Origin of the sequence: Streptomyces sp. NPDC087844, assembly GCF_044742785.1 — a bacterium.
GTDB lineage: Bacteria > Actinomycetota > Actinomycetes > Streptomycetales > Streptomycetaceae > Streptomyces.
Map to the genome: position 1 here is coordinate 1 of NZ_JBIUVD010000029.1, position 23206 is coordinate 23206.

At 68.6% G+C, this 23206-nt stretch carries 25 protein-coding genes; 12 read left to right on the forward strand and 13 right to left on the reverse strand.

Translation table 11 applies throughout. From position 1 onward, the window contains the following. The first annotated feature begins 144 nt into the window (after positions 1–144). The gene (locus ACIOKD_RS37205) at positions 145–708 is read left to right on the forward strand and encodes a GNAT family N-acetyltransferase (RefSeq protein ID WP_402092518.1); all 564 of its coding nucleotides are present in this window, start codon (positions 145–147) and stop codon (positions 706–708) included. A gap of 1 nt (position 709) precedes the next feature. Here the strand turns inward: ACIOKD_RS37205 and ACIOKD_RS37210 are convergent, their stop codons facing one another. The 6 genes from ACIOKD_RS37210 to ACIOKD_RS37235 form a co-directional block, all read right to left on the reverse strand. Further along, positions 710–2242, reverse strand: coding sequence for a type IV secretory system conjugative DNA transfer family protein (locus ACIOKD_RS37210; protein ID WP_402092520.1), 1533 nt, complete (start codon positions 2240–2242; stop codon positions 710–712). Positions 2243–2256: 14 nt separating this feature from the next. Then, positions 2257–3681 carry an ATP-binding protein gene (locus ACIOKD_RS37215; RefSeq protein WP_402092521.1) on the reverse strand — a complete coding sequence of 475 codons (1425 nt, stop codon included), beginning with the start codon at positions 3679–3681 and terminating at the stop codon, positions 2257–2259. Between the two features lie 6 nt (positions 3682–3687). Beyond that, positions 3688–5238, reverse strand: coding sequence for an SCO6880 family protein (locus ACIOKD_RS37220; RefSeq protein ID WP_402092687.1), 1551 nt, complete (start codon positions 5236–5238; stop codon positions 3688–3690). Positions 5239–5252: 14 nt separating this feature from the next. Beyond that, positions 5253–6581 carry a hypothetical protein gene (locus ACIOKD_RS37225; RefSeq protein ID WP_402092522.1) on the reverse strand — a complete coding sequence of 443 codons (1329 nt, stop codon included), beginning with the start codon at positions 6579–6581 and terminating at the stop codon, positions 5253–5255. Next, positions 6571–7413, reverse strand: a complete 843-nt coding sequence (locus tag ACIOKD_RS37230; RefSeq protein WP_402092524.1) for a hypothetical protein — start codon at positions 7411–7413, stop codon at positions 6571–6573. The genes ACIOKD_RS37225 and ACIOKD_RS37230 overlap by 11 nt, the downstream gene beginning before the upstream one ends. A gap of 192 nt (positions 7414–7605) precedes the next feature. Next, positions 7606–7914, reverse strand: a complete 309-nt coding sequence (locus ACIOKD_RS37235) for a hypothetical protein (RefSeq protein WP_107015212.1) — start codon at positions 7912–7914, stop codon at positions 7606–7608. Positions 7915–8432: 518 nt separating this feature from the next. On the opposite strand from ACIOKD_RS37235, the gene ACIOKD_RS37240 reads away from it, so the two are divergent. The 3 genes from ACIOKD_RS37240 to ACIOKD_RS37250 all read left to right on the forward strand — a co-directional run bounded on the left by ACIOKD_RS37240 (position 8433) and on the right by ACIOKD_RS37250 (position 9979). Continuing rightward, positions 8433–8810: an ArsR/SmtB family transcription factor gene (locus ACIOKD_RS37240; protein ID WP_402092526.1), complete on the forward strand. Its 378-nt coding sequence runs from the start codon at positions 8433–8435 to the stop codon at positions 8808–8810. Positions 8811–8857: 47 nt separating this feature from the next. Beyond that, positions 8858–9496, forward strand: coding sequence for an SRPBCC family protein (locus ACIOKD_RS37245; RefSeq protein WP_402092528.1), 639 nt, complete (start codon positions 8858–8860; stop codon positions 9494–9496). Positions 9497–9574: 78 nt separating this feature from the next. After that, on the forward strand, positions 9575–9979 hold the full coding sequence (locus ACIOKD_RS37250; RefSeq protein WP_402092529.1) for a DoxX family protein: 405 nt from the start codon (positions 9575–9577) through the stop codon (positions 9977–9979). Here the strand turns inward: ACIOKD_RS37250 and ACIOKD_RS37255 are convergent. Beyond that, a complete protein-coding gene (locus tag ACIOKD_RS37255; protein WP_402092531.1) occupies positions 9970–10224 on the reverse strand; it encodes a DUF397 domain-containing protein in 255 nt (84 codons plus the stop codon). The two genes, ACIOKD_RS37250 and ACIOKD_RS37255, sit on opposite strands and share 10 nt — an antisense overlap. Before the next feature lie 176 nt (positions 10225–10400). Between ACIOKD_RS37255 and ACIOKD_RS37260 the strand changes: the two genes are divergently transcribed. Next, the gene (locus ACIOKD_RS37260) at positions 10401–11408 is read left to right on the forward strand and encodes an NlpC/P60 family protein (RefSeq protein ID WP_402092532.1); all 1008 of its coding nucleotides are present in this window, start codon (positions 10401–10403) and stop codon (positions 11406–11408) included. 182 nt (positions 11409–11590) lie between these two features. Beyond that, positions 11591–12292, forward strand: coding sequence for a phosphatase PAP2 family protein (locus ACIOKD_RS37265; protein WP_402092534.1), 702 nt, complete (start codon positions 11591–11593; stop codon positions 12290–12292). 230 nt (positions 12293–12522) lie between these two features. On the opposite strand, the gene ACIOKD_RS37270 is transcribed toward ACIOKD_RS37265, so the two are convergent. Then, on the reverse strand, positions 12523–14103 hold the full coding sequence (locus ACIOKD_RS37270; RefSeq protein ID WP_402092535.1) for an FAD-binding oxidoreductase: 1581 nt from the start codon (positions 14101–14103) through the stop codon (positions 12523–12525). Between the two features lie 419 nt (positions 14104–14522). Between ACIOKD_RS37270 and pstS the strand changes: the two genes are divergently transcribed. The 4 genes from pstS (at position 14523) to pstB (ending at position 18647) form a co-directional block, all read left to right on the forward strand. Continuing rightward, positions 14523–15650, forward strand: a complete 1128-nt coding sequence (gene pstS / locus ACIOKD_RS37275) for a phosphate ABC transporter substrate-binding protein PstS (protein WP_402092688.1) — start codon at positions 14523–14525, stop codon at positions 15648–15650. A 105-nt stretch (positions 15651–15755) separates the two neighbouring features. Continuing rightward, positions 15756–16763: a phosphate ABC transporter permease subunit PstC gene (gene pstC / locus ACIOKD_RS37280; RefSeq protein WP_402092537.1), complete on the forward strand. Its 1008-nt coding sequence runs from the start codon at positions 15756–15758 to the stop codon at positions 16761–16763. After that, positions 16760–17821: a phosphate ABC transporter permease PstA gene (gene pstA, locus ACIOKD_RS37285; RefSeq protein ID WP_402092539.1), complete on the forward strand. Its 1062-nt coding sequence runs from the start codon at positions 16760–16762 to the stop codon at positions 17819–17821. Before pstC ends, pstA begins: the two co-directional genes overlap by 4 nt. 49 nt (positions 17822–17870) lie before the next feature. Next, a complete protein-coding gene (gene pstB, locus ACIOKD_RS37290; protein WP_107015222.1) occupies positions 17871–18647 on the forward strand; it encodes a phosphate ABC transporter ATP-binding protein PstB in 777 nt (258 codons plus the stop codon). A 181-nt stretch (positions 18648–18828) separates the two neighbouring features. Here pstB and ACIOKD_RS37295 read toward each other — a convergent pair whose 3' ends face one another. Next, positions 18829–19827: an anion permease gene (locus ACIOKD_RS37295; protein WP_402092541.1), complete on the reverse strand. Its 999-nt coding sequence runs from the start codon at positions 19825–19827 to the stop codon at positions 18829–18831. A gap of 7 nt (positions 19828–19834) precedes the next feature. Beyond that, on the reverse strand, positions 19835–20455 hold the full coding sequence (locus ACIOKD_RS37300) for a DUF47 domain-containing protein (RefSeq protein WP_402092542.1): 621 nt from the start codon (positions 20453–20455) through the stop codon (positions 19835–19837). A 203-nt stretch (positions 20456–20658) separates the two neighbouring features. On the opposite strand from ACIOKD_RS37300, the gene ACIOKD_RS37305 reads away from it, so the two are divergent. Further along, positions 20659–21036 carry a metal-sensitive transcriptional regulator gene (locus tag ACIOKD_RS37305; protein ID WP_402092543.1) on the forward strand — a complete coding sequence of 126 codons (378 nt, stop codon included), beginning with the start codon at positions 20659–20661 and terminating at the stop codon, positions 21034–21036. A gap of 145 nt (positions 21037–21181) precedes the next feature. Here the strand turns inward: ACIOKD_RS37305 and ACIOKD_RS37310 are convergent, their stop codons facing one another. Both ACIOKD_RS37310 and ACIOKD_RS37315 read right to left on the reverse strand, forming a co-directional pair. Continuing rightward, positions 21182–21376 (reverse strand): hypothetical protein, encoded by a 195-nt coding sequence (locus ACIOKD_RS37310; protein ID WP_402092544.1) that lies wholly within the window; start codon positions 21374–21376, stop codon positions 21182–21184. A 100-nt stretch (positions 21377–21476) separates the two neighbouring features. Next, positions 21477–22316 (reverse strand): hypothetical protein, encoded by an 840-nt coding sequence (locus ACIOKD_RS37315; RefSeq protein WP_402092545.1) that lies wholly within the window; start codon positions 22314–22316, stop codon positions 21477–21479. A gap of 92 nt (positions 22317–22408) precedes the next feature. Between ACIOKD_RS37315 and ACIOKD_RS37320 the strand changes: the two genes are divergently transcribed. Continuing rightward, positions 22409–22612 (forward strand): hypothetical protein, encoded by a 204-nt coding sequence (locus ACIOKD_RS37320; protein WP_402092546.1) that lies wholly within the window; start codon positions 22409–22411, stop codon positions 22610–22612. A 111-nt stretch (positions 22613–22723) separates the two neighbouring features. Here the strand turns inward: ACIOKD_RS37320 and ACIOKD_RS37325 are convergent, their stop codons facing one another. After that, complete coding sequence (locus ACIOKD_RS37325) at positions 22724–23167, reverse strand: NUDIX hydrolase (RefSeq protein ID WP_402092547.1); 444 nt, start codon at positions 23165–23167, stop codon at positions 22724–22726. Between the last annotated feature and the right edge of the window lie 39 nt (positions 23168–23206).

Consider the following 23206-nt stretch of genomic DNA (forward strand, 5'->3'; position numbering starts at 1 on the left):
CCGATGGTACTGCAGGGGGGACCCTGTGGGAGAGTAGGACGCCGCCGAACTAATATTACGGAAAAGCCCCCGCACTTCGGTGCGGGGGCTTTTTTTTGCGTTCCGGTACATGCAGGTGCATTCGGTTTCGTTACCGTGGCCCTCATGAATCCTGAGTACGTGATCCGTTCGATAGGCAGTGACGAGTGGCCCGCAGTGAAGGAGCTCGCGCTGGCCGCTCTCAGTGATCCGGTGGCACATCTGGCTTTTCTGGATACGTACGAGGTCGCGGTGGGCCGGCCCGACAGTTTCTGGCAGGAGCGGGCCGCCGGAGCCGCGGAAGGGGTGCGTGAACGGCAGCAGATCGTCGCCGAGGGGCCCGGTGGCCGGTGGGTCGGGTGTGTGGTCGTACTGGTCGAGGAAGCCGGGGCTGTCGGGGCGCTGGGTGCCGTGAGCCACGTACGGCAGGGGCATTTGGTGGGGGTGTTTGTGCGGCCCGAGGTGCGGGGGAGTGGGCTCACCGAGCGGCTTTTCTCGTCTGCGCTGCGGTGGGCGTGGGAGGACGCCGGATTGGAGCGGGCGCGGTTGTTCGTGCACGAGGGGAACGGGCGGGCTCAGGCCTTCTACCGGAAGTTCGGGTTCGTGCCCACGGGGGAGAGTGTTCCGGCACCCGGGGATTCGGGTGCGCGGGAACTGGAGTTCGTGTACGAGCGGCCCTGGGCGCCGTAAGTCACACCGGGAGGTCCTGGTGGGGCCAGCGGGAGCGGGCCTGTTCCTGGGAGCGGAGCAGGGCCAGAACGGGGAGGCCTCGGTCCGGGGCTGTGCCGCCTGCCGCGGCGAGCAGGTCCGGGAGTTGGGGGAGTGGGGCCACCGCGGCGACGTCGTCCAGGACGAGGGTGAGTGGTGGGTCGAGGCGACCGGAGGATGACCGTTCGGCCATGCGCCGGCCGCGCTCGACCACGCTTGAGGCGAGGGCCGTCAGGAGCGGCATGGCGCCGGGGTTCGACCTCGGGTCCTCGATGGGTTCACCGACCACATAAAGCGTGCCCCCTTCGTTGACGAAGGAATCCAAGGTGAGGGTGTCGGTTCGGTTTGGAGTGCAGGCTTCCCGGACGTTGACGGTGGAGAGGGCGGAGAGCGCTCGGGCCGTCAACTCCTGGGCGATGTCACGACGTTCCGGGTGCGAGGTGAGAGCGGCTTCGAGTTCACCCGCGGAGCCTGCGGCCGACTTGGGGTTCGTACGGAGGATGCGTACGGCTTCCTGGACCTGGGCGCCCTGGGCCCAGCGGTGGACGTGGCGGATGGTGCGGCCGTCCACCGCCGCGGCGTGGAGGTAGCTGCGGAGGAGCGTTTCCGCGGTGTCGGCGACCGCCTGGTCGAGCTTGGCGGTCGGCCGGACCGGGGCGAGGAGTGCCGCCGCGCGGGCCTTCGCGGTGTCCTTGGTCTCGCAGCCCGCGGACGGGGACCAGTGGAGGCGGGCCGGGCTGTCGCAGAGGTGGGAGGGGTCGTAGAGGAGGACGGGGCCCAGTTTCGCGCGGGCGTCCTTCGTGCTTGACCAGAGGGCGGGGTCGGAGGTGATGACGAGGGCGGGGCCGTCCGCGTCCCGGATCGCCTGGACGGCGAGGGGGTGGCGGGTTTCGGGCGGGCCGAGGACCACGGGTCCCTGCGGGGCCGTGACGGGGCTTTCCCACCCGCCCGCCCGTTCGGCGGTTTCCACGGGAACCGACTCCAGCGGTGGCTCCGCCGACCGGGCCGCGGGCGCCGAGGCGTGCTCGACCGGCGGGCGTGTCACCTCGGGCCGTTCCGACGCTCGGCTCCGAGGGATCTCGGGTGTCGTCTCGTCCTTGCGCGGAAGGTCCGGGCCCGCTGGGGCGAGTGCTCTGCGGCGGGCTGTGCCCGCCCGCCATCTCGCCACCGTGCCCAGCACGAAGACCACCAGGACCACCAGGACCATCAGCTGGCCGATGAACAGTCCCCAGAAGAGCCCGTATCCGGAGAGTTGGACCGGTGGGGTGTCGGGCCAGGCGGTCGGCAGGTCGTGGGGGGCCTCGACGAGTTGGCGTATGGCCAGGGGCGTACGGCGGAAGGTGACCTCGGCCGGCCAGGAGCCGTGGGAGAAGAGGCCGGCGAGGCCGGTCGCCGTCCAGACCATGACGGTCATGCCGAGGACGAAGGCCAGGATGCCGAGCAGCAGGCCGTCGGGGATGCCCCCTTCGCCGCCGCGGTGCTGATCACCGCGGTGACCGCGGTGGTCCGGTCTCATCTCGGGTCGCTCCTCTACGCCACTGTGGACTCGGACGAGTCGTCTAGATCGCTCAGGTGTTGCTCCATGAACGCCGCGGCCCGCTCCTCGGCCTCCAGCTCGGCGGCGCGCAGGGCGTCGTCCGCGAGGTGGTCCGCCGACGACTCCGTCATGGCGCGGTCGGTGAAGACGAGGGGGCGCTCGGCCTCGGAGATCAGGTGTTTGACGACCTGGACGTTGCCGTTGACGTCCCACACGGCGATGCCCGGTGTGAGGGAGGGGATGATCTCGACCGCCCAGCGGGGCAGGCCGAGGACGCGGCCCGTCATTCTGGCCTCGTCGGCCTTCTGGGCGTAGATCGTCCTTGTCGAGGCCATCTTGAGGATCGCCGCGGCCTCCTTCGCGGCGGCCCCGTCCACGACGTCGGACAGGTGGTGGACGACGGCCACGAAGGACAGACCGAGGCGGCGGCCGAACTTCAGCAGGCGCTGGAAGAGCTGGGCCACGAAGGGGCTGTTGATGATGTGCCAGGCCTCCTCGACGAGGAAGATGCGCTTCTTCCGGTCGGGGCGGATCCAGGTGTGCTCCAGCCATACGCCGACGATCGCCATGAGGATGGGCATGGCGATGGAGTTGCGGTCGATGTGGGACAGGTCGAAGACGATGAGCGGGGCGTCGAGATCGATGCCGACCGTCGTCGGGCCGTCGAACATGCCCCGCAGGTCACCGTCGACCAGGCGGTCGATGACCAGGGCGACGTCGAGGCCCCAGGCGCGTACGTCGTCTATGGCGACGTTCATCGCCTCCGCCGACTCCGGTTCGGGGTGGCGGAGCTGCTCGACGATGTCCGTCAGTACGGGCTGGCGGTCGATGATCGTCTCGTTGACGTAGGCGTGCGCGACCTTCAGCGCGAAGCCGGAGCGCTCGTCCAGGCCGTGGCCCATCGCGACCTCGATGATCGTCCGGAGCAGCGCGAGCTGGCCGGTCGTCGTGATCGCCGGGTCGAGCGGGTTGAGCCGGATCCCCATGTCCAGGGCGGCGGTCGGGTCGAGGCGGATGGGCGTCAGTCCCAGCGCCTGGGCGATGAGGTTCCACTCACCGGCGCCGTCCTCGCCCTGCGCGTCCAGCACGACGACCTGGCGGTCCTTGAACCGCAACTGCCGCATGACGTACGTCTTCTCCAGGGCCGACTTGCCGTTGCCGGACTCGCCGAGGACCAGCCAGTGCGGTGCCGGGAGCTGCTGTCCGTACAGCTGGAAGGGGTCGTAGATGTACCCCTTCCCGGAGTAGACCTCGCGGCCGATGATGACGCCGGAGTCGCCGAGGCCGGGGGCCGCGGTCGGCAGGTAGACGGCCTGGGCCTGGCCGGTGGAGGTGCGCACCGGCGGGCGGGTCGTCTCGACCTTGCCGAAGAGGAAGGACGTGAAGCTTTCCGTGAGGACGGACAGCGGTTCCCGCATGAAGTCCTACCTCCGGATGCCGGTCGCGAACGGGAGCGTGTTGACGAAGGCGCGGTGGTGCTCGCGGTCGCACCATTCGAGCTTCAGGTACGACTTGCCGGCCGAGGCCCTTATCGTCCGCTTGTCGCGGGCGAGCGCCTCGGGGTTGCGGGACGAGACGGTGATGTATCCGACGAGGTTGACGCCGGCGGCGCCGCTGGCGAGGTCCTGGCCGCGCTGGTCGACGCGGTTGTGGGAGGCGACGTCGCGCGGGTCGACGGTGCGGTTCATCTTGGCCTGGCGGCTGGCCTCGGCCTCGTCGTTCGTCTTCTCGGTCAGCATCCGCTCGATGGCGACCTCGGTGGGTTCGAGGTCCATCGTGACGGCGACCGTGCGGATGACGTCCGGGGTGTGGACGAGCAGCGGGGCGAGGAAGTTGACGCCCACCGGGGTCATCGGCCACTCCTTCACCCAGGCCGTGGCGTGGCACCAGGGGGCGCGGGTGGAGGACTCGCGGGTCTTGGCCTGGAGGTAGGTCGGCTCCATGGCGTCCAGCTCGGCCGGCCAGGCGTTGCGCTTGGTCATGGCCTGGATGTGGTCGATGGGGTGGTCCGGGTCGTACATCGAGTGCACGAGTGAGGAGAGTCTGCCCTGGCCGAGCGGCTGGCGCACCCGGATGTCGGCCTCCTGGAGGCGGGAGCAGATATCGGTGAGCTCGCGGGCCATGACGACGGCGAGCCCGGAGTCCTTGTCGAGCTTCCTGCCGCCATGGGGGCGGGCGGCGCGGGCCATCGCCTGGGCCTCGGCGGCCAGTTCGCGCGAGTAGTGCATGCAGGCGACGAGGTAGGCGCGGTGCTGTTCGCTGCTGGTCGACACCATGGACGAGAGCTGCTCGTACGACTCCTGCAGCCAGCCGGGTGCCCGGTCGTCACCGCGTACGGAGACGTCCTTGGCGTGGGCGTCCGGGTCGGCGGGGAGGGTGCGGGCGAGCATCTGGATGCGGGTGACGAAACCGTCTCCGTTGGCGACGTGCTTGAGGAGGGTGCCGAAGCGGTCGACGAGGGCTTCCTGGTCCTCGCTGTCGCGCAGGCCGACGCCGGGACCCTCGATCTCGATGGCGGCGGTGACGGTCTTGCGGTCGGCGTGCAGGAGGACGGCGATCTCGTCCGGGCCGAACGGCGCCGCGAGCCAGGAGATGCGTCCGATGCCCGGGGGCGGGCCGATCTCGACCTCGCGGCCGTCGACGTGGGTGCCCGACTCCATGACGTTGCTGCGGTAGGCGGTGCCCCGGCGGAGCGATCGCTTGTAACTGCGGTTGATCTCGAACCACTTGTAGAAGGTGCGCCGCTTGTACGGGACGTAGACCGCGGCCAGCGCCAGCATGGGGAAGCCCATGAGCAGCACGATGCGCAGGGAGAGCACGGGGACGATCAGGCCGCACATCATGCCGAGGAACGCGCCCGCGATGATGAGCCCGATCTCGCCCGACTCGCGGTTGCGGCCGACGATCGCGCTCGGCCGGGCGCGGCCGATCAGATATGTACGGCGGGGCGTGACCGGATGGGACGTATGGGCCACATGGGAATCAGTCGTCAACGCCCTTCACCTCCCGTGCGGTTGTTGCTGCTGTTGCTGTTGCGGTTGTTCCCGGCGTGGGGGGTGTTGATCGGGCTGGAGCGGGGCGGGGGTGCGGAGGGGACCGATCCGCCGCCACTGCCCGAGGAGCCGCGTGAACTGTGGGCCGCGACGCCGCCGGAGATGGGGTTCGAGGGGCGGGCGCCGCTGTTGCCGCCGCCTCCGCCGCCGTTGTTGTCGGCCCGGGTGCTGTGGGTCTTGATGCCCTGGGCGACGAGGGTGGCGGGCGAGCTGATGGCGGCCGCGGCCTTGCCTTCGGCGCCCTGCATGATGCGGTTGTTGCGGCCGCCCGCGATCTCGTCGCCGAAGCCGGGGACGAAGCGGTAGATCATCGCGCTGGCGAAGATGGCGAGCAGGATGATCGCGAGGCCGGAGACGACGGCGGAGAAGGAGTCCGGGCCGTCCTCCGCGGAGAGGGCTCCGGCGAGGCCGAGCACGATCACGATGACCGGTTTGACGAGGATGACGGCGATCATGATGCCGGCCCAGCGGCGGACGTGGCCCCAGAGGTTCTTGTCGACGAGGCCGGCGTAGACGACCGTGCCGAGGAGGGCGCCCACGTAGAGGAGGGCGGCGCGGATCACCAGTTCGAGCCAGAGGACGCCCGCGGCCAGGATCGACACGAGGGAGACCACGATCAGCATGATCGGGCCGCCGCCGATGTCGGTGCCCTTGTTCAGGGCGCCGGAGAAGTTGCCGAAGAACGTGTCGGTCTGGTTGCCGGTCGTCTTGGCGAGGACCTCGGCTACGCCGTCGGTCGCTGAGACGACGGTGTAGAGGATGAGCGGGGTGAAGGCGGAGGCCAGCACCGTCAGCCAGAGGAAGCCGATGGCTTCGCCGATGGCCGTGCTGAGGGGGACGCCTCGCACGGCGCGCTTGGCGACCGCGAGCAGCCACAGGAGGAGGGTGAGGATGGTCGACGCGGCGAAGACGACTGCGTACTGCTGGAGGAACGTGGGGTTCGTGAAGTCGACGGTCGCCGTGTTCTGGACGGCGTCGCTGAGCTTGTCGATGGTCCAGGAGGCGGCTTTGGCGCAGCCTTTGGCCAGGGAGGCCAGGGGGTCGAGGGCTGCGGTGGGGTCGTTTAGGGAGGGGCTGTTGCGATTGTTGCTGCCTTGTTCACAGTAGTCGCGAGCCTGACCCGAAATCTGTGAGCAGTAGTCTTCCGAGGGAGTTGGCGTCGGCGTTGGCGCCGCGTGGGCCTGCGAAGCAAGCAGCACGACTGTGGTCTGTACGGCTGCTACGACGCTGGTGAGCTTGAGGGCGCGCTGCGGGCTACCGGGCATACGTGAACCCTCCGAACTCCTCGACCGCCTTGCCGATCTCGTCGGACCCGGAGACGGGGTTGTCTCCATTGACGGGGGTTGGGCCGGTCTTCTGGCTGGTTCCCAGGACTTTCCAGTCGTCATCGGCCCAGTTCAACTTCACGGTCACGGTGAACCAGCCGCTTGTCACGGGTTTGGTGGACGTCTCCCCGGTGAGTCCGAAGAGGCTGTTGCACCAGACTTCGACGGTGGCCGCGTCGGTGCTGCTGGACGTGACTTTTGTGCCCACTGGCAGCGTGCGGTTGACGAAGGTGCTGCCGGAAGGCGCGCTGCCGTCCTCCGCGAGGCCGATCTTGGCCAGGAGCGCCGCCGAGTAGTCCGCGTCGAATCCGGACCGGAGCCGGTCCAGTGCGCCGGGTTCGGCGATCGTCTTCAGGATTTCGTGCCGCTTGGCGGTAATGAACATGCTGTCAGAACCGAGTGCTGCCGCGTAGTTGGCCGCAGCGCTCTGCGCGCCCTGGTCGTCCTGGGCGTACCCGGTGGGGATTCCGGCGGTCTTCGACCGCACCGGCCGCTCCCCCGAGGCCGACGTAGGCGCGGCGCCAGCCTTGCCGGTGCCTTCGTCGGAGGTCGCGCCGGGATCTCCGTCGCCGCGGTTGGCGAAGGCGATGGCTGCGATCAGGAGGACCACCACGCCCACCACTGTGACGAGGCTGCGCGACGACGAGCGGCCACCGCGTCGCGGCCCTCCGTGGACGTCACCGGCACTGTCGGGGAGTCGCGTGCGCGTCTGGCCGGTACCTCCGTACCCGCCGTCCTCGCCGCGCGCTCCGTGCTCGTCGCCGAGACTCATGCCGCGTACGCCCCCTCAACCTCGTGCTGAACCGCGTGATACGACGGTAGCCCCGCTGGTTTCCGCGCGGGCGCGGTGTGGTGACTGGACATCAGGGAAACGCAACCTCAGCCGGTGGGCACGACGGACGGGTGGGTGGAGGAGGGACCGGGTGTGCCCGGCCGGGTCCGAGGACACCGGGCCGGCGGCCGCCTAGACGGCCATGCCGTACACGATGGTGAAGAGCGTGCCCAGTGAGCCGATGATGAAGACCCCGGTGAGACCCGCGATGATCAGACCCTTGCCCTGTTCCGCGCTGAAGGTGTCGCGGAGGGCGGTCGCGCCGATACGTTGTTTCGCCGCTCCCCAGATCGCGATGCCGAGGCACAGGAGGATGGCGACCGCCATCACGACCTCGATCATCACGCGGGCTTCGTTGCCCAGGGTGCCGAACGGGCCCCAGTCCGGAGCGATTCCGCCGATGATCGTGTTGATGTCGCCCTTTTCGGCTGCGAAAAGCATGTAAGTCACCGCCCCTAGTGGGTTGTTCTGCCTCCTCTGCCACTCTGCGCAGAGGTCACGGCTATTGTCGCTGACAATGATGCTGTCGCATGTCGACTTGGCGTCATTGATTGGCGGGTTTCGTGCGAATCCCTTGTCACCGGAGCTCGCGGGACCCTTCAGGGGGCGCAGGACGGTATACGAGGGGACGTATCGTCACTCTGTGTATCACGGCAGGTCACGCCGGGCAATGAAGTAGATGCGGAACCTGTGTGTGGTTCCGTCGTTAGCCCCTCTTGCGCGAACGCCAACTGATGGTGGCCGATTCCGCCCGTCCATCGAGCCCGACTCCGTCCCGAGTGCGCCGGTCCGTCGTGCCGATGTTCTCCGGGTCGCGCGTCTCCTGGTGTGTAGACGCCCCCGTTTCGCTGTGGTGCAGGTTATCCCGGACGGGGTGGCGCGGTGTGCCGGGGTGGGGCGGTGGACGGCGCTCTCTATCGCCTCGTACTTATATAAGTGTGCAGTGATATGTTGGTCCTGTGCACGCATTCGACGTACTCGGTGACCCCGTTCGCCGACGGATCCTGGAGCTGCTCGCGGACGGCGAGATGAGCTCCGGGGCGGTGAGCGAGGTCGTGAGGGAAGAGTTCGGGATATCGCAGCCCGGTGTCTCACAGCACCTCAAGGTCCTGCGGGAGAACGGCTTCGCCACGGTCCGGCCGGAGGGGGCCCGGCGGTTGTACGCCGTGAACTCCGACCCCCTGCGCGACATCGACGCCTGGCTGGACCGCTTCCGGCGCTTCTGGACGCCCCACCTCGACGCCCTGTCCACCGAGGTGGCCCGCGGCAGGCGTGACCGCCGGCTCCGCGAGCGGTCAGGCGACGGCAGAGCCGGCGACGGCAGCCCTTTGCAGTGAAGGACGCAGTGAAGGACGCAGCGAAGAACGTAGTGGAGGAGTAGCGCATGATCGATGTCAATCAGCAGGTCAACGCCGTGCGGCGGCAGGTCGGCAGCCGTGTCGTCGAGGCCGGTGAAGCCCACGTGGTGACCGTGAGTCAGACGTACGACACGACCGTCGAGGACCTCTGGGAGGCCTGTACCGATCCCGAGCGCATTCCGCGCTGGTTCCTGCCCGTCACCGGCGAGCTGCGTCCCGGCGGCACGTACCAGTTGCAGGGCAACGCCGGGGGCACTGTCGAGCGTTGTGACCCACCGAAGGGGTTCACCGCGACCTGGGAGTTCGGCGGGAACGTCAGCTGGATCGAGCTGCGGCTGACCCCCGCGGCGGACGGCGGTACGCGCTTCGAGCTGGACCACATCGCTCCCGACGACGACGAGAAGTGGCAGCAGTTCGGGCCCGGGGCCGTCGGCGTCGGCTGGGACATGGCGCTCATCGGGCTCACCCTCCATCTGTCCTCCGGCGCGGCCGTGGATCCGCAGGAGGCCATGGCCTGGTTCGGGACCGAGGAAGGGCTGCGGTTCGTCGGGCTGAGCAGCGAGGGGTGGTACGCGGCGGCCGTCGCCGGCGGTGAGGCCGAGGAGGTCGCCCGGGGGAGGGCGGACCGGACGACCGCGGCGTACACGGGGGCGGAGCCCTCCTGAGACCCGACTGCTTACTTTCGAGTAACCTCGCACGGCAGCCGCTGCCCCAGCCCTTCATGGGCTCTCGGAGGAGGAACCGTGCCAAGGTCGGAACGCTCGCCCCTGTTGCTCGCAGGCCTGTTGGCCTCCGCCGCTGTCGCCCACTTCGCGGTGCCTCGGCAGTTCGACGCGACCGTCCCGCGCGCACTGCCGGGCTCGCCGCGGGCCTGGACGTACGCGAGCGGTGTCGTCGAGCTGGCGCTGGCGGCCGGAGTGGCGGTGCCGCGTACGAGGCGGGTGGCGGCGCTGGCCACCACCGCGTTCTTCGTCGGGGTGTTCCCCGCGAATGTCCAGATGGCCGTGGACTGGCGGCACCGGCCAGCGCCACAGAGGGCCGCGGCGCTGGCGCGGCTGCCGCTTCAGGTGCCGTTGGTGCTGTGGGCCCGGGGTGTGGCGAGGAGTGTGGCGAGGGGTGGTGCGGCGGGGCGGGCCGCTCAGGGCTGACCGCCGCCGAATTCCTCGAACCCCTCCACTCCCTCCACGAAGTGGTCGAACTCGCCTGCCTGTACGCCGAGTACGAAGGCGTCCCACTTCTTCCGGGTGGTCGTGACGACGGTCTCGGGGTCGCTGGTCTCGCGGATGTAGACGAGTTCGTCGTCGCCGAAGGCGAGTTCGATCCAGGGGCCGGGCCCGGTGGCCTCCGGCGGGGCGGCGCGTTCCCAGGTGAGGTTCGCGGGGATGTCGGACATGGGTCGGGCTCTCTTCGAGTACGTGGATGAGGGCGTCGAACGTCTTTGGCGGCAACCGTATCTCCGTCCTGGGTCCGCGCCCTTCGACGGTGGGTGACGGGGTGGCGGGGTGATCATTCCGTGGTGGGCTTTCCGGCTCTACACTGACGTTCGGATTACCGTGCGGCGAGGGGCGGTTGACGGTGCGTAAGGGCTGGATCTTGGCGACCGCCGCCCTGGGGGCGGGGCTCAGCTTCGTCATGGTGCTGGTGGTCGGCGTCTACATGGTTGCCGGGAACCTCGCCAACGGTGTGGGGCAGGGGGCTGTCGGCCTTGCCAAGGGGTCCGTGCCGGCGGCGTACCGGACGCTCGTGCAGAAGTGGGGCAATCTGTGCACCGCCATTAATCCGGCACTTCTCGCCGCGCAGCTGTATCAGGAGAGCGGGTTCAATCCCGGCGCCAGGAGCCCGGCCGCCGCGCAGGGGATAGCGCAATTCATCCCCGGGACGTGGGCCACGCACGGAATCGACGGCGACGGGGACGGCGACCGCGACGTATGGGATCCGAATGACGCGATTCCATCGGCCGCGAAGTACGACTGCACGCTCGCGAAGTACGTCAAGGACGCGCCGGGGAACCCGACGGAGAACATGCTCGCCGCGTACAACGCGGGGGCGTACGCCGTCATCAAATACGGGGGCGTTCCGCCGTACAAGGAAACCCAGAACTACGTGAAGACGATCACCACGCTGCAGGAGAGCTTCGCCGCTCCCGTCGGTCGTGTGCAGCCCTCCCAGCAGGCCGCCGGCGCCATCTACTTCGCGCAGAAGAAGCTTGGCACGCTCTATCTCTGGGGCGGCAACGGCACCGCTGACCAGGGCGGACGCTTCGACTGCTCCGGGCTGACCAAGGCCGCGTACGAGACGGTGGGCATCACCCTGCCGCGGGTCGCCAACGACCAGTACAACGCCGGTCCGCACCCCGGGCGGGACGAGCTGCTGCCCGGGGACCTGGTCTTCTTCTCGGACGACCTCACCAACTCCCGGGCCATCCGGCACGTGGGTATCTACGTCGGCGGCGGGTACATGATCAACGCGCCCCGGACGGGTGCCGTGATCCGCTTCGACGCCATCGACACCCCTGACTACTTCGGGGCGACGCGTGTGACCGAAGATGGCGCGAAAGCATTGCCCACCTCTGTGTGAAACCAACCCCTGAGCTGCGGCGATGTATCTCTCTTCGATAACGTCTGCGTGATCATTCGGTGGAGGGTGGAACGTATTGAAGGGGAGTGTGCGTTCCTGTTCTTGTAGCCGACGACGGGGGTTGTGGCGCGACGCATCCGGTGGGTGCGTCGGAAAGATGACGACGAAGGAGCCGTTGCACCATGGCTGGACTCGCCGACTCCGGATCGAACCCCGACGTCGACTTGCTCTACGACATCAATGGTCTCGCCAAAGACGCGCCGCACTGGTTCGACCGCGTCATGGAGTTCGTGGGCGAGTGGGGACTCCTGCTCGTCATGGTTCTGCTGGTGCTGTGGTGCTGGTGGAACGTACGGCGGCGGGGTGGGGACGAGGCCGCGTCCTCTGTGGCCTCACTGATCTGGGCGCCGTTGGCCGCCGGGGTCGCCGTACTCGTGAACGTGCCGATACGGGGATTCGTCGAACGGCCTCGGCCCTTTGTGGACCATGAGGGGCTTGATGTTCTCATCGGCGGCAAGAGCGACTATTCGTTTGTGAGCGACCACTCGACTCTCATGATGGCTATGGGGGTCGGGCTGTTTGTCGCGAACCGGAAGTTCGGGCTTGTCGGGATAGGGCTTGCGCTGCTCGGTGGGTTCTGCCGGGTTTATATGGGCGTGCACTATCCGACTGACGTGGTCGGGGGGTTCGCGCTCGGGACGGCCGTTGTTCTGCTGCTTTCGCCGCTTGCCACCGCTTTGTTGACGCCTGTGGTCAAGGCTGTTGAGCGGGCTGGGCGGGTGGGGTGGTTGGTTCGGGCGGATCGCTCCGCCGGGGCGCGGGAGAGAGTGATTCCTGGGACTCGTAGTGATGTTGATGCTGCGGAGCGGGATCTTGCGGCGTAGGTAGGTGGGGGGTAGGGGGTGGGGGTGCGGGTTCGCTGTGGCTGGTCGCGCCGTTCCCCGCGCCCCTGCAGGCGAAAGGTCGCGCCGTTCCCCGCGGCCCTGAAGGACACAAGATTGCGCCGTTCCCCGCGCCCCCAAAACACACAAGACTGCGCCGTTGCCCGCGGCCCTGAAAGACACAAGACTGCGCCCTTCCCCGCGCCCCTGGGGGGTTCGGGTTCTGTGTCTCGTTATAGGGACTGGGGGAAGTTGAAGAAGTTGTTGGGGTCGTACTGGGTTTTCAGGGACTTCAGGTGGGGGGCCGCTTGGCCGTAGTACGCCTTGCGCCAGTTGGGGAGGGTGGGGTCTGTGTAGTTCTGGTAGGCCGCGCCTGAGGCGTGGGGGCGCATGGCCGTGTGGGTGGCCGTCAGCCAGGACTCCGAGGCGCTGCCTGAGGTGCCCGGCCGCCACGCCGCGATGTACTGGGCCAGCATGCGGGAGCGGCGGTGGACGAAGGCTGTTGCTGTGGGGTCGACTCGGTTGATCGCGCCGCCGAGAGCGGTGAGGGCGATGCTGCCCGTGCCGCCTCGTACCCCGGATATGCGGGAGAGCAGGGTCCGGATGCCCGTCGCCGAGATCGAGCGGTCGAAGAAGTCCGAGCGGCCCGCGTACGTCTCGCGGCCCAGCGCGCCCTGCGTCGAGCGGCCCGGTGTTCCGCCCGGGAGATGGCACTGGGCGTCGGCCGAGAAGGACGAGCAGCCCGCGTACACCTCCATCGCCTCCTGGTAGGAACGGCGCCTGAGGGAGACGCTCCGCGCGGAGGCGCCTATGCGGTCGGCGAGGCGGTCCACCGCGTTCTGCAGGTCACCGTACGTGCCGAGTGAGAACGCGGAGACGGAGACGGTGGGGGTGCCGCCCGCCGCGTTCCCGACGTGGACCGATGACCAGATCTCGTCCGGCTGGTCGGGGCCCCACTCCTGCCAGGCCGCCAGGACCGCCGCCGCCCTCGACCACGGCCAGGACATGTTCGCCACCACGCCCCGCGGGGCCGGGTGCGTCTTGAAGCGGAGTTCCGTGACGACGCCGAAGTTGCCGTTGCCCGCCCCGCGCAGCGCCCAGAACAGATCCTTGTTCTCGGTCGCGCTCGCGGTGAGCTGCTTGCCGTCCGCCGTGATCAGGGTCGCGTGTGTGAGGCTGTCGCACGTCAGCCCGTACGCCCTCGACACCACCCCGTGGCCGCCGCCCAGCGCCAGACCCGAGACGCCCACCGTCGGGCAGGAGCCCGCCGGGACGGTCACCCCCTTCGCCGCCAGCCCGCGGTAGACGTCGATCAGTTTGGCGCCCGCGCCGATCACCGCCTCGTCGCCGGAGGCGCGTATCCGGGACAGCTTCGACACGTCGACGATCAGCCGGCCGTTCCCGGAGGACCAGCCGGCGTACGAGTGACCGCCGTTGCGGATCGCAACGCGGACGCCGTGGCCGCGGGCGTACGCGAGGGCCGTACGGATGTCGTCGGGGTGGGCCACGTACGCGACCGCCGTCGGCCTCAGGGAGTCGAAGCGGGTGTTGTAGAGCTGGCGGGCCGCCGCCCAGTCGCCGTCGCCGGGGCGGACCAGGGGGCCGTCCAGGTCCGCGGCCAGCGCCCGCAGGTCGGCGGCCGGTGTGCCCGCCGGGGTGCCTTTGGCCGTCGTGGTCGCTCCGGTGCCCTCGGCCGGCGTGCCGGACGTACGCGTCGTTCCGGCCGACCGCGGCCCCGAGCCCTTGCCGCTGCATGCCGCCGCCGCGGTCACCGCGACCGCCGCCGTGCCGCCTACGAACGTACGCCGTTGCATGTGCGCCTCCCGTTGCCCCCTGTGAACGAGACGGGTAAACCGCCCGGCGGGTTCCACAGGCGGCGTCCGGCAATCCACGAGTACGTGCACGACTACGCGCACGAGTACGTACGTGAAGCCGCGGTGACGGGTTCTGGCCAGGGGTGGGAGACGGGTGAGGGAGCGAAGGGAGGGCCTCCGTTCGTCGGGACCCGCACGTGTTCTACCCGTAAGCGTTCCGTGACCTCACCGCACTGACGGCAGGGGTTCACCCTCCGTTCACTCACGGCCATCGGCGGCTTCACCTGTTCTGCCTAATTTCGGCCTTACACGGTGCGTGGTGCGGATGAAAGTCCGCTTCCGTGCCGATCGATGAACAAGCGGAACCCATGACATCGCACGCCGCCGGTAACGGCGGCTTCTGGAAGGAACTCACGAAAGTGAAGCTTCAGCGCAAGAACCGGCTTCGCGCCCTTTCCCTCGGTGCTGTCGCCGTCTCCGGCGCCCTTGCGCTGACGGCGTGCGGCTCCGACGACACCGGCGGCAGCAGCAGCGACGGCAGCACGACCGCCGCCAACAGCTCCATCAAGTGTGACGACGCCAAGGGTCAGCTGCTGGCCAACGGCTCCTCCGCGCAGAAGAACGCGATCGACGCGTGGGTCAAGCAGTTCGTGACCGCCTGCAAGGACGTGCAGATCAACTACAAGTCCGAGGGTTCGGGCGCCGGTGTCACGGCGTTCACCCAGGGCCAGGTCGCCTTCGCCGGTTCCGACTCCGCGCTGAAGCCCGAAGAGGTCACCGCCTCCAAGGAGGTCTGCAAGGACGGCCAGGGCATCGACCTGCCGATGGTCGGCGGCCCGATCGCGGTCGGTTACAACGTCCCGGGTGCCGAGGGCCTCGTCCTCGACGCGGAGACCCTTGCGAAGATCTTCGACAGCAAGATCACCAACTGGAACGACGCGGCGATCAAGAAGCTGAACCCGGACGCCACGCTGCCCGACCTCAAGATCCAGGCGTTCCACCGCTCGGACGAGTCCGGCACCACGGACAACTTCACCAAGTACCTGATCGCGGCCGCGCCCGACCAGTGGAAGTACGAGGGCGGCAAGGCCTGGCAGGCCAAGGGCGGCCAGTCCGCGTCCGGCTCCTCCGGTGTCGCCCAGCAGGTCAAGCAGACCTCCGGCGCCATCAGCTACATGGAGCTGTCGTACGCCAAGGACGGCATCACCTCGGCCAAGCTGGACACGGGCGCCAGTGAACCCGTCGAGGCCACCGTCGAGAACGCCACCACGGCCATCGCGGACGCCAAGGTCGTCGGCACGGGCAAGGACCTCGCGCTCGAACTGAACCGCGCGACCAAGGCCGACGGCGCCTACCCGATCACCCTGGTCACGTACGAGATCGTCTGCGACAAGGGCAACAAGGCCGACACCCTGGCCGCCACGAAGGCGTTCCTCACCTACATCGCCAGCGAGGACGGCCAGAAGATCCTGGCCGAGAACGACTACGCCCCGATCCCCGAGGAGATCATCGCGAAGGTCCGTACGACCGTCGCGGGCCTGAGCTGACCTGAGCGCGCGGTCCGGCCCCGCACGAGGGGCCGGACCGCGCGCCGTCCGGTGCACCGCCGCCTGGGGCCACACGGTGTGTGGCCCCGCAGACCGGAGAACCTCATGGATATATCCACCAAGAATTCCGCAGCGCCTCCCCCCGTCTCCCCACCCTCGGAGACCGAGCAGAAGCGTGCGGCCCGCGGGGCCACCCGGCCCGGCGACCGCATCTTCCTCGGCCTGTCCCGCGGGTCGGGCATCTTCCTGCTCGTGATCATGGCCGCCATCGCGGCCTTCCTCACGTACCGCTCCGTGCTGGCGATCAGCAAGGACGAGAGCAACTTCCTCACCACCCTGGAGTGGAACCCGACCGCCGCGGAGCCGAGCTTCGGCATCGCGGTCCTGGTCTACGGCACGGTCATCTCGTCGATCATCGCGATGGTCATCGCGGTACCGATCGCGGTCGGCATCGCCCTGTTCATCACGCACTACGCCCCGCGCAAGCTCGGCGGAACCCTCTCCTACGTGATCGACCTGCTCGCCGCCGTACCGTCCATCGTGTACGGCCTGTGGGGCGCCCTGGTCCTCGCACCGCAGCTGGTCGGTCTCTTCGGCTGGCTGGACGACTACTTCGGCTGGACCGGCATCCTCGACTGGCAGGGCGGCGCACCGCGCTCGCTGTTCACCGTGGGCGTCCTGCTCGCGATCATGATCCTGCCGATCATCACCAGCGTGAGCCGCGAGGTCTTCCGGCAGGCTCCGCTGATGCACCAGGAAGCCGCACTGGCCCTCGGCGCCACGCGCTGGGAGGTCATCCGCATGTCGGTGCTGCCCTTCGGCCGCTCCGGTGTCATCTCCGCCTCGATGCTCGGCCTCGGGCGCGCGCTCGGCGAGACCATGGCCGTGGCCACGGTCCTGTCCCCGAGTTTCGAGATCAACGCCAGCCTGCTCGACCCGGGCGGCGGCACCTTCGCCCAGAACATCGCCAGCAAGTTCAGCGAGGCCAGCGAGATGGGCCGTGACGCGCTCATCGCCTCCGGTCTGGTGCTGTTCGTCATCACCCTGCTGGTCAACGGCGGAGCCCGCATGATCATCGCCCGCCGCGCGGAGTACTCGGGGGCCAACGCATGAGCCAGACCGTGAACGACAGGCGCCCCAGTACCCTGCAGGGCGCGACGCTGCCCAAGTGGAGCCCGTACGCGATCGCCGGCGGCTCGATCGCCCTCGGTCTCGGCATCAGCGCCGCGGCCGGACTGGACAGCAACATCCAGTGGGGCCTGATGGCCGCGATCTTCTTCGTGGTCGCGTCGTACGGCATCGCCGCGCGGGTCGAGGGCCGCCGACAGGCCAAGGACCGGGTGGCGACCAGCCTCGTCTGGGTCGCGTTCCTCCTCGCCGTCATCCCGCTGGTCTCGCTCATCTGGGAGACCGTCGAGCGCGGGGTGAAGGTCCTCGACGTCTACTTCCTCACCCACTCGATGGGCCTGGTCACCGACACCGAGCCCGGCGGAGGCATCTACCACGCGATCCTCGGCACCCTTGAGCAGGTCGGCATCGCCACGGCGATCTCCGTGCCGATCGGCATCCTGACCGCGATCTACCTCGTGGAGTACGGGCGCGGCAGGCTCGCCCAGGCCGTCACCTTCTTCGTCGACGTCATGACGGGCATCCCGTCGATCGTCGCGGGCCTGTTCGTCCTCAGCTTCTGGATCATCATCCTGGACATGGGCTACTCCGGGTTCGCCGGCGCGATGGCCCTGACCATCCTGATGCTGCCGGTGATCGTCCGCTCCACCGAGGAGATGCTCAAGCTCGTCCCCAACGAGCTGCGCGAGGCCTCACTGGCGCTGGGTGTGCCGAAGTGGCGCACCATCATGAAGGTGGTCCTGCCGACCTCCATCGGCGGTATCACGACCGGTGTGATGCTCGCGGTCGCCCGCATCACGGGTGAGACCGCGCCGGTGCTCCTGCTGGTGTGGGGTTCGACCTTCATCAACACGGACCCCTTCGACGGTCCGCAGGCCTCGCTCCCCATGTACATCTACCAGCAGTACGCGAACAGCGGCGGCTCCGGCGCGGCGTACGACCGGGCCTGGGCGGCGGCGCTCACGCTGATCGCGTTCGTGATGATCCTCAACTTGGCGGCTCGCGGCATCGCCCGCTGGAAGGCCCCCAAGACCGGTCGCTGACGCGGCCAGACAGCGACCAGTCTTCCCCCTCGAAAGAAGCAGTGATCCCATGGCCAAGCGAATCGACGTCAGCGGCCTCAGCGCCTACTACAGCTCGTTCCGAGCCATCGAGGACATCTCGATGGCCATCGAACCCCGATCGGTGACGGCCTTCATCGGCCCCTCCGGCTGCGGCAAGTCCACCTTCCTGCGGACCCTCAACCGGATGCACGAGGTGACGCCGGGCGGACGGGTCGAGGGCAAGGTCATGCTCGACGACGAGAACCTGTACGGCGCCGGGATCGACCCGGTGTCGGTGCGGCGCGAGGTCGGCATGGTCTTCCAGCGTCCGAACCCCTTCCCCACGATGTCGGTCTTCGACAACGTGGCGGCGGGGCTGCGTCTCAACGGCAGCTACAAGAAGTCCGAGCTGGGCGACATCGTCGAGAAGTCGCTCAAGGGCGCGAACCTCTGGAACGAGGTCAAGGACCGTCTGAACAAGCCGGGGTCCGGTCTGTCCGGTGGTCAGCAGCAGCGTCTGTGCATCGCGCGGGCGATCGCTGTCGAGCCGAAGGTGCTGCTCATGGACGAGCCCTGCTCGGCCCTCGACCCGATCTCGACGCTGGCCATCGAGGACCTGATCGGTGAGCTGAAGGAGCGCTTCACGATCGTCATCGTGACGCACAACATGCAGCAGGCGGCGCGGGTTTCCGACCGGACGGCGTTCTTCAACCTGTCCGCGGTCGGGCAGCCCGGCAAGCTCATCGAGATCGATGACACCGAGCGGATCTTCTCCAACCCGTCCGTGCAGGCCACCGAGGACTACATCTCGGGGCGTTTCGGCTGAGCCCGTCCGTGGCGTAGACCCCTCGCGGTGCTGCATGGCGGTGCCACCGCGGGGACCGATAGGGCCCGCCTCCCGGCTATCGGGAGGCGGGCCCGTTGGCTTGTCCCCGCCCGCGAACCCCCGGTCCGCCGGCGCGACAGGGGGGTCTGGGGGCGCAGCCCTCAGGGATGGGAAAGGAGGCTTACAGGAATGTCACGTTCACCAGCCAGAAACTGGTTGCCGCGACCAGCGCCGCCGCCGGCATCGTGATGAACCAGCCGAGGATGATGTTCTTGGCGACACCCCAGCGGACCGCCTTCACCCGCTTCGTCGCCCCCACGCCCATGATCGCCGACGTGATGACATGAGTCGTGGAGATCGGCGCGTGGAAGATGAACGCCGTCGTGAACATCAGCGACGCGCCCGTCGTCTCCGCCGCGAACCCCTGCGGGGGATCCAGCTCGATGATCTTCCGCCCCAGCGTGCGCATGATGCGCCACCCACCGGCGTACGTACCCAGCGACAGCATCACCGCGCACGCGATCTTGACCCAGACCGGAATCGGGTCGCCCGCCTCCTCGACGTCCGAGATGACCAGGGCCATCACCACGATGCCCATCGTCTTCTGGGCGTCCTGGAGGCCGTGCCCCAGGGCCATACCGGCCGCCGACACGGTCTGCGCGATACGGAAACCGCGCTTCGCCTTGTGCGGGTTGGAGCGGCGGAAGAGCCACATGATCGCGCACATCACCAGATAGCCGGCGATCAGGCCGACGACCGGGGAGATGAACATCGGGATGACGACCTTCTCCAGGACGCCGGACCAAATGACATCGATTCCGCCGGCGAGCGCCGCGCCCACCATGCCGCCGAACAGCGCGTGGGAGGAGGAGGACGGCAGGCCGAAGTACCAGGTGACGAGGTTCCACACGATCGCGCCCACCAGCGCGGAGAACAGGATCCACATGCCCCTGTTGCCGTGCGGAGTCTCGATCAGGCCCTCGCTGACGGTCTTGGCGACCCCGCTGCCCATGAAGGCGCCGGCGAGGTTCATCACGGCGGCCATCGCGAGTGCCGCACGCGGCGTCAGCGCGCGTGTGGAAACGGAGGTGGCGATGGCGTTCGCGGAGTCGTGGAAGCCGTTGGTGTAGGTGAATCCGAGCGCGACACCGATGGTCACGATCAAGGCGAAGGTGTCCATGAAGGGGTCAGGACTCCTTGACCGCGATGGTCTCCACCGTGTTGGCCACGTGCTCGAACGCGTCGGCGGCCTCTTCGAGGACGTCCACGATCTGCTTGAGCTTCAGCACCTCGATGGCCTCGTACTTGCCGTTGAAGAGCATGGCTAGCAGCTTGCGGTGGATCTGGTCGGCCTGGTTCTCCAGACGGTTGACCTCGATCCAGTACTCGGTGAGGTTGTCCATCGTGCGCAGGTTCGGCATGGCCTCGGCGGTGAGCTCCGCCGCCCGCGCCAGTACCTCGATCTGCTGCTCGACGCCCTTGGGCAGTTCCTCCACGTTGTAGAGGACGACCAGGTCGACGGCCTCCTCCATGAAGTCCATGATGTCGTCGAGCTGAGAGGCGAGGTTGTAGATGTCCTCGCGGTCGAACGGCGTGATGAACGAGGAGTTCAGCTGGTGGAAGATCGCGTGTGTGGCATCGTCACCGGCGTGTTCCGCGGCCCGCATACGCTCTGCGATCTCGGCTCGGTCGGACGAGTCCGCCCCGAGCAGTTCCATCAGGAGCTTGGAGCCTGTGACGATGTTGTCCGCGGAAGCGGCGAACATGTCGTAGAAGCTCGTCTCCCTGGGGGTCAGACGAAATCGCACGTGGGGTCCTCGGATTGCTTCGGTGTCGGTCAGGCTGATGCTAGGCGCATCATCCGGCCACGGCTAACCGGCCGCCCCCCAGTGTCGCCCATCGGGCACAGTGATCAGCACGGGGTCCCGCGAGGGCATCTGCCAAGGGCCCTATACCCAGCAAAGTTCGTTACGATATACCCGGTAGGGGTATCAGTCAGCAGGAGGACGCGATGACGACCACCGAGGCCGGCGCCACGGCGCCCTCCGGGGAGACCGGTGCGGCGGGGGCTGGTGCCGCAGAGATCGTGACCGACCACGATCGCGGGATCCACGGCTACCACAAACAGAAGGACGAGCACCTCAAGCGGCTGCGGCGGATCGAGGGGCAGGTGCGGGGGCTGCAGCGGATGGTCGACGAGGACGTCTACTGCATCGACATACTCACCCAGGTCTCCGCCTCGACGAAGGCGTTGCAGTCGTTCGCCCTGCAGCTTCTGGAGGAGCATCTGCGGCACTGTGTCGCTGACGCGGCGGTCAAGGGGGGTGCCGAGGTCGATGCGAAGGTGGAGGAGGCCACGAAGGCGATTGCTCGGCTGTTGCGCACGTAGGCGCTGCTGGGCGATGGGCGATGGGCGATGTGCGGGGGGCGGGGGGCGGGGTAAAAGACTGCGCCGTTCCCCGCGCCCCTCAAGGCCAACGGATTGCGCCGTTCCCCGCGCCCCTGGAAGGCCCTCGTGAGGGCTATGGGGTGGGTTAGTTTGTGGGGGTTCCTGTTCGTTGGTGGGGGAAGCGTTCTTCGGCCACTTTGAGGACCTCGTCGATGCGGTCGGGGCTGAGACGGTCCTCGTGGGCGGCCGAGGCCGCGATGATCAAGTCGCCGCACAGCTCGATCTCGGCCAGGGCCACGTGGTCCTGAACTGCCGTACCGCGCGCCGGAGCCACGTGCATCACCTCTTCCTGCCGTTACCGACTTCCTAGAGTAGGGAGCGGTCCACGGACAGCGCATGGCACCAACGGACCATTTCCGGCCCCGTACGCCAACGTTTCCTCACTGGGCGATCCGCCCGGCGAAGATGTCCTTCGTTTCGGGCAGGCGTACGTCGACCGCGGCTCCGAAGTCGTACAGCAGTGTCGTGGAGAACACCGCGACCGTGTCCTTCTGCTGCCCGTTCACGAAGCTGAACCGGTGGCGGACCTTGCGGATGCGGCCCTGGTCGTCGAGGTAGACGTCGAAGGGGACCGTCGCCGTGGCGAAGCCTTTCGCCGCCGCCCGCAGCGCCTTCCGGTTGCCCGCCGAGGCATCGCGCGCGGCCACCGTGAGGTCGGCGGTGCCCCGGTAGTGCCGTACGGCCGTGCCCGCGACCGACGTCCTCCCCATGTACGTCGCCTTGCGCGCGCCCCGCAGCAGCTCCGCGGCGGCGAACGGATCGGTCGCACCGCCCGTGACCAGGTTCCCGTCGGAGAGCGTGGCGGTGTCGACACGCACCCACTTGTCGGTGGGCACGCCCGCGCCGCGGTTCTTCATATAGAGCGCGCCCGGTGCGAGCAGCTCGGTGATGGGGCGGTGGCCGTCGGCGCCGGCCGGGTCCTGCGGGAGGAGTACCTTCAGCCGGCCCACCTGGTCCGCGAAGTCGTAGACGCCCTCGCCGCGGATGGTCACACGGGTGCCGCCGGTCGCCATCTCCATGGACGTACGCGCCTTGGACGTACCGGCGCGGACCAGGTCTCCGGCCGCTCCGTGGAGCACTTCGACCGGGTCCTCGGCGGCCCGGGCGTCGCCGGAGGCGGTCCCACCGCCCGAGCATCCGGTGGCGCAGAGCAGAAGCCCCGTCGCCGCGGCGGCCAGGGCGACCGCCCCGTCCCCTAGTTTTCGCTGCCGCTCCACCATCGCCTGCTACCCCCAGCCGGGACGTCCTTGGGCGGGCCTCGTGTCGTTCCGCTTAACGACCGGTGAGGGGTGTTGTCACGCGGGCGCCGGGCATGGGGAAGCGTTTACCAAGCATCGGTACGGTGGGGCGCGTGGCACAGCAGGAAGAGATCACTCCCCTGGAACACCGGACGACGACGGTCGAGCAAGGCCCCTTCTGCCTGGCGCGATGCACCTGCGGCTGGAGAGGCCCGGCCCGCAGAGCCAGAAGCCTGGCAAGGACGGACGCCCGGAGCCACATGACCGACCCCGGCTGAGACGCGCCCCTCAAGGGGCGCGGGGAACTGCGCCCCCCAGCCTCCACGGGCCCGCCCTCGACCATCCGCCGGCAGCCGCCCAGCCCTGCTCGAACCAGCCGCACGCAAGCGCTACGCGTGCCGCAGCACCGACAGCAGCTCATCCACCAGTTCCCGGTCCCGCGCCTGCGTGAGCCGCCCCCGTGCCGCCGCCGGCGCGAGCCAGAGCACCCGGTCCACCTCACGGTTGGCGACGAAGCCGCCGCCCGTCTCCTCGGCGGCCCAGTAACTCACCAGCTTGGGCCGGTCATTGGCCACATAGCGGAGGGTCGTCAGCCGCGGCCCCGGCGCGCACCGGTGCCCGGTCTCCTCCTCGACCTCGCGCAGCGCCGCCGCGAGCGTGTCCTCGCCGGACCTCAGCTTGCCCTTGGGGTGCGACCAGTCGTCGTACTTCGGCCGGTGGACCAGGCAGATCCGCAGTTCGCCGTCGGCCGGTGAGCGGCGCCACAGTACGCAGCCCGCCGCGAGCACCGGGTCTTGGTTTACGGGGTTTCCGTCCACGGGGTTTCCGTCCATGGGCACGGGGTTTCCGTTCGAGTGCACCGGGCCTCCGAT

Excerpts from the sequence above, each read along its gene's own strand:
- ACIOKD_RS37205 (WP_402092518.1), top strand. The coding sequence starts at position 145 with ATGAATCCTGAGTACGTGATCCGTTCGATAGGCAGTGACGAGTGGCCC.
- ACIOKD_RS37210 (WP_402092520.1), bottom strand. The coding sequence starts at position 2,242 with ATGAGACCGGACCACCGCGGTCACCGCGGTGATCAGCACCGCGGCGGC.
- ACIOKD_RS37215 (WP_402092521.1), bottom strand. The coding sequence starts at position 3,681 with ATGCGGGAACCGCTGTCCGTCCTCACGGAAAGCTTCACGTCCTTCCTC.
- ACIOKD_RS37225 (WP_402092522.1), bottom strand. The coding sequence starts at position 6,581 with ATGCCCGGTAGCCCGCAGCGCGCCCTCAAGCTCACCAGCGTCGTAGCA.
- ACIOKD_RS37230 (WP_402092524.1), bottom strand. The coding sequence starts at position 7,413 with ATGAGTCTCGGCGACGAGCACGGAGCGCGCGGCGAGGACGGCGGGTAC.
- ACIOKD_RS37235 (WP_107015212.1), bottom strand. The coding sequence starts at position 7,914 with ATGCTTTTCGCAGCCGAAAAGGGCGACATCAACACGATCATCGGCGGA.
- ACIOKD_RS37245 (WP_402092528.1), top strand. The coding sequence starts at position 8,858 with ATGATCGATGTCAATCAGCAGGTCAACGCCGTGCGGCGGCAGGTCGGC.
- ACIOKD_RS37255 (WP_402092531.1), bottom strand. The coding sequence starts at position 10,224 with ATGTCCGACATCCCCGCGAACCTCACCTGGGAACGCGCCGCCCCGCCG.
- ACIOKD_RS37265 (WP_402092534.1), top strand. The coding sequence starts at position 11,591 with ATGGCTGGACTCGCCGACTCCGGATCGAACCCCGACGTCGACTTGCTC.
- ACIOKD_RS37270 (WP_402092535.1), bottom strand. The coding sequence starts at position 14,103 with ATGCAACGGCGTACGTTCGTAGGCGGCACGGCGGCGGTCGCGGTGACC.
- pstC (WP_402092537.1), top strand. The coding sequence starts at position 15,756 with ATGGATATATCCACCAAGAATTCCGCAGCGCCTCCCCCCGTCTCCCCA.
- pstA (WP_402092539.1), top strand. The coding sequence starts at position 16,760 with ATGAGCCAGACCGTGAACGACAGGCGCCCCAGTACCCTGCAGGGCGCG.
- pstB (WP_107015222.1), top strand. The coding sequence starts at position 17,871 with ATGGCCAAGCGAATCGACGTCAGCGGCCTCAGCGCCTACTACAGCTCG.
- ACIOKD_RS37295 (WP_402092541.1), bottom strand. The coding sequence starts at position 19,827 with ATGGACACCTTCGCCTTGATCGTGACCATCGGTGTCGCGCTCGGATTC.
- ACIOKD_RS37305 (WP_402092543.1), top strand. The coding sequence starts at position 20,659 with ATGACGACCACCGAGGCCGGCGCCACGGCGCCCTCCGGGGAGACCGGT.
- ACIOKD_RS37310 (WP_402092544.1), bottom strand. The coding sequence starts at position 21,376 with ATGCACGTGGCTCCGGCGCGCGGTACGGCAGTTCAGGACCACGTGGCC.
- ACIOKD_RS37315 (WP_402092545.1), bottom strand. The coding sequence starts at position 22,316 with ATGGTGGAGCGGCAGCGAAAACTAGGGGACGGGGCGGTCGCCCTGGCC.
- ACIOKD_RS37320 (WP_402092546.1), top strand. The coding sequence starts at position 22,409 with ATGGGGAAGCGTTTACCAAGCATCGGTACGGTGGGGCGCGTGGCACAG.
- ACIOKD_RS37325 (WP_402092547.1), bottom strand. The coding sequence starts at position 23,167 with ATGGACGGAAACCCCGTGGACGGAAACCCCGTAAACCAAGACCCGGTG.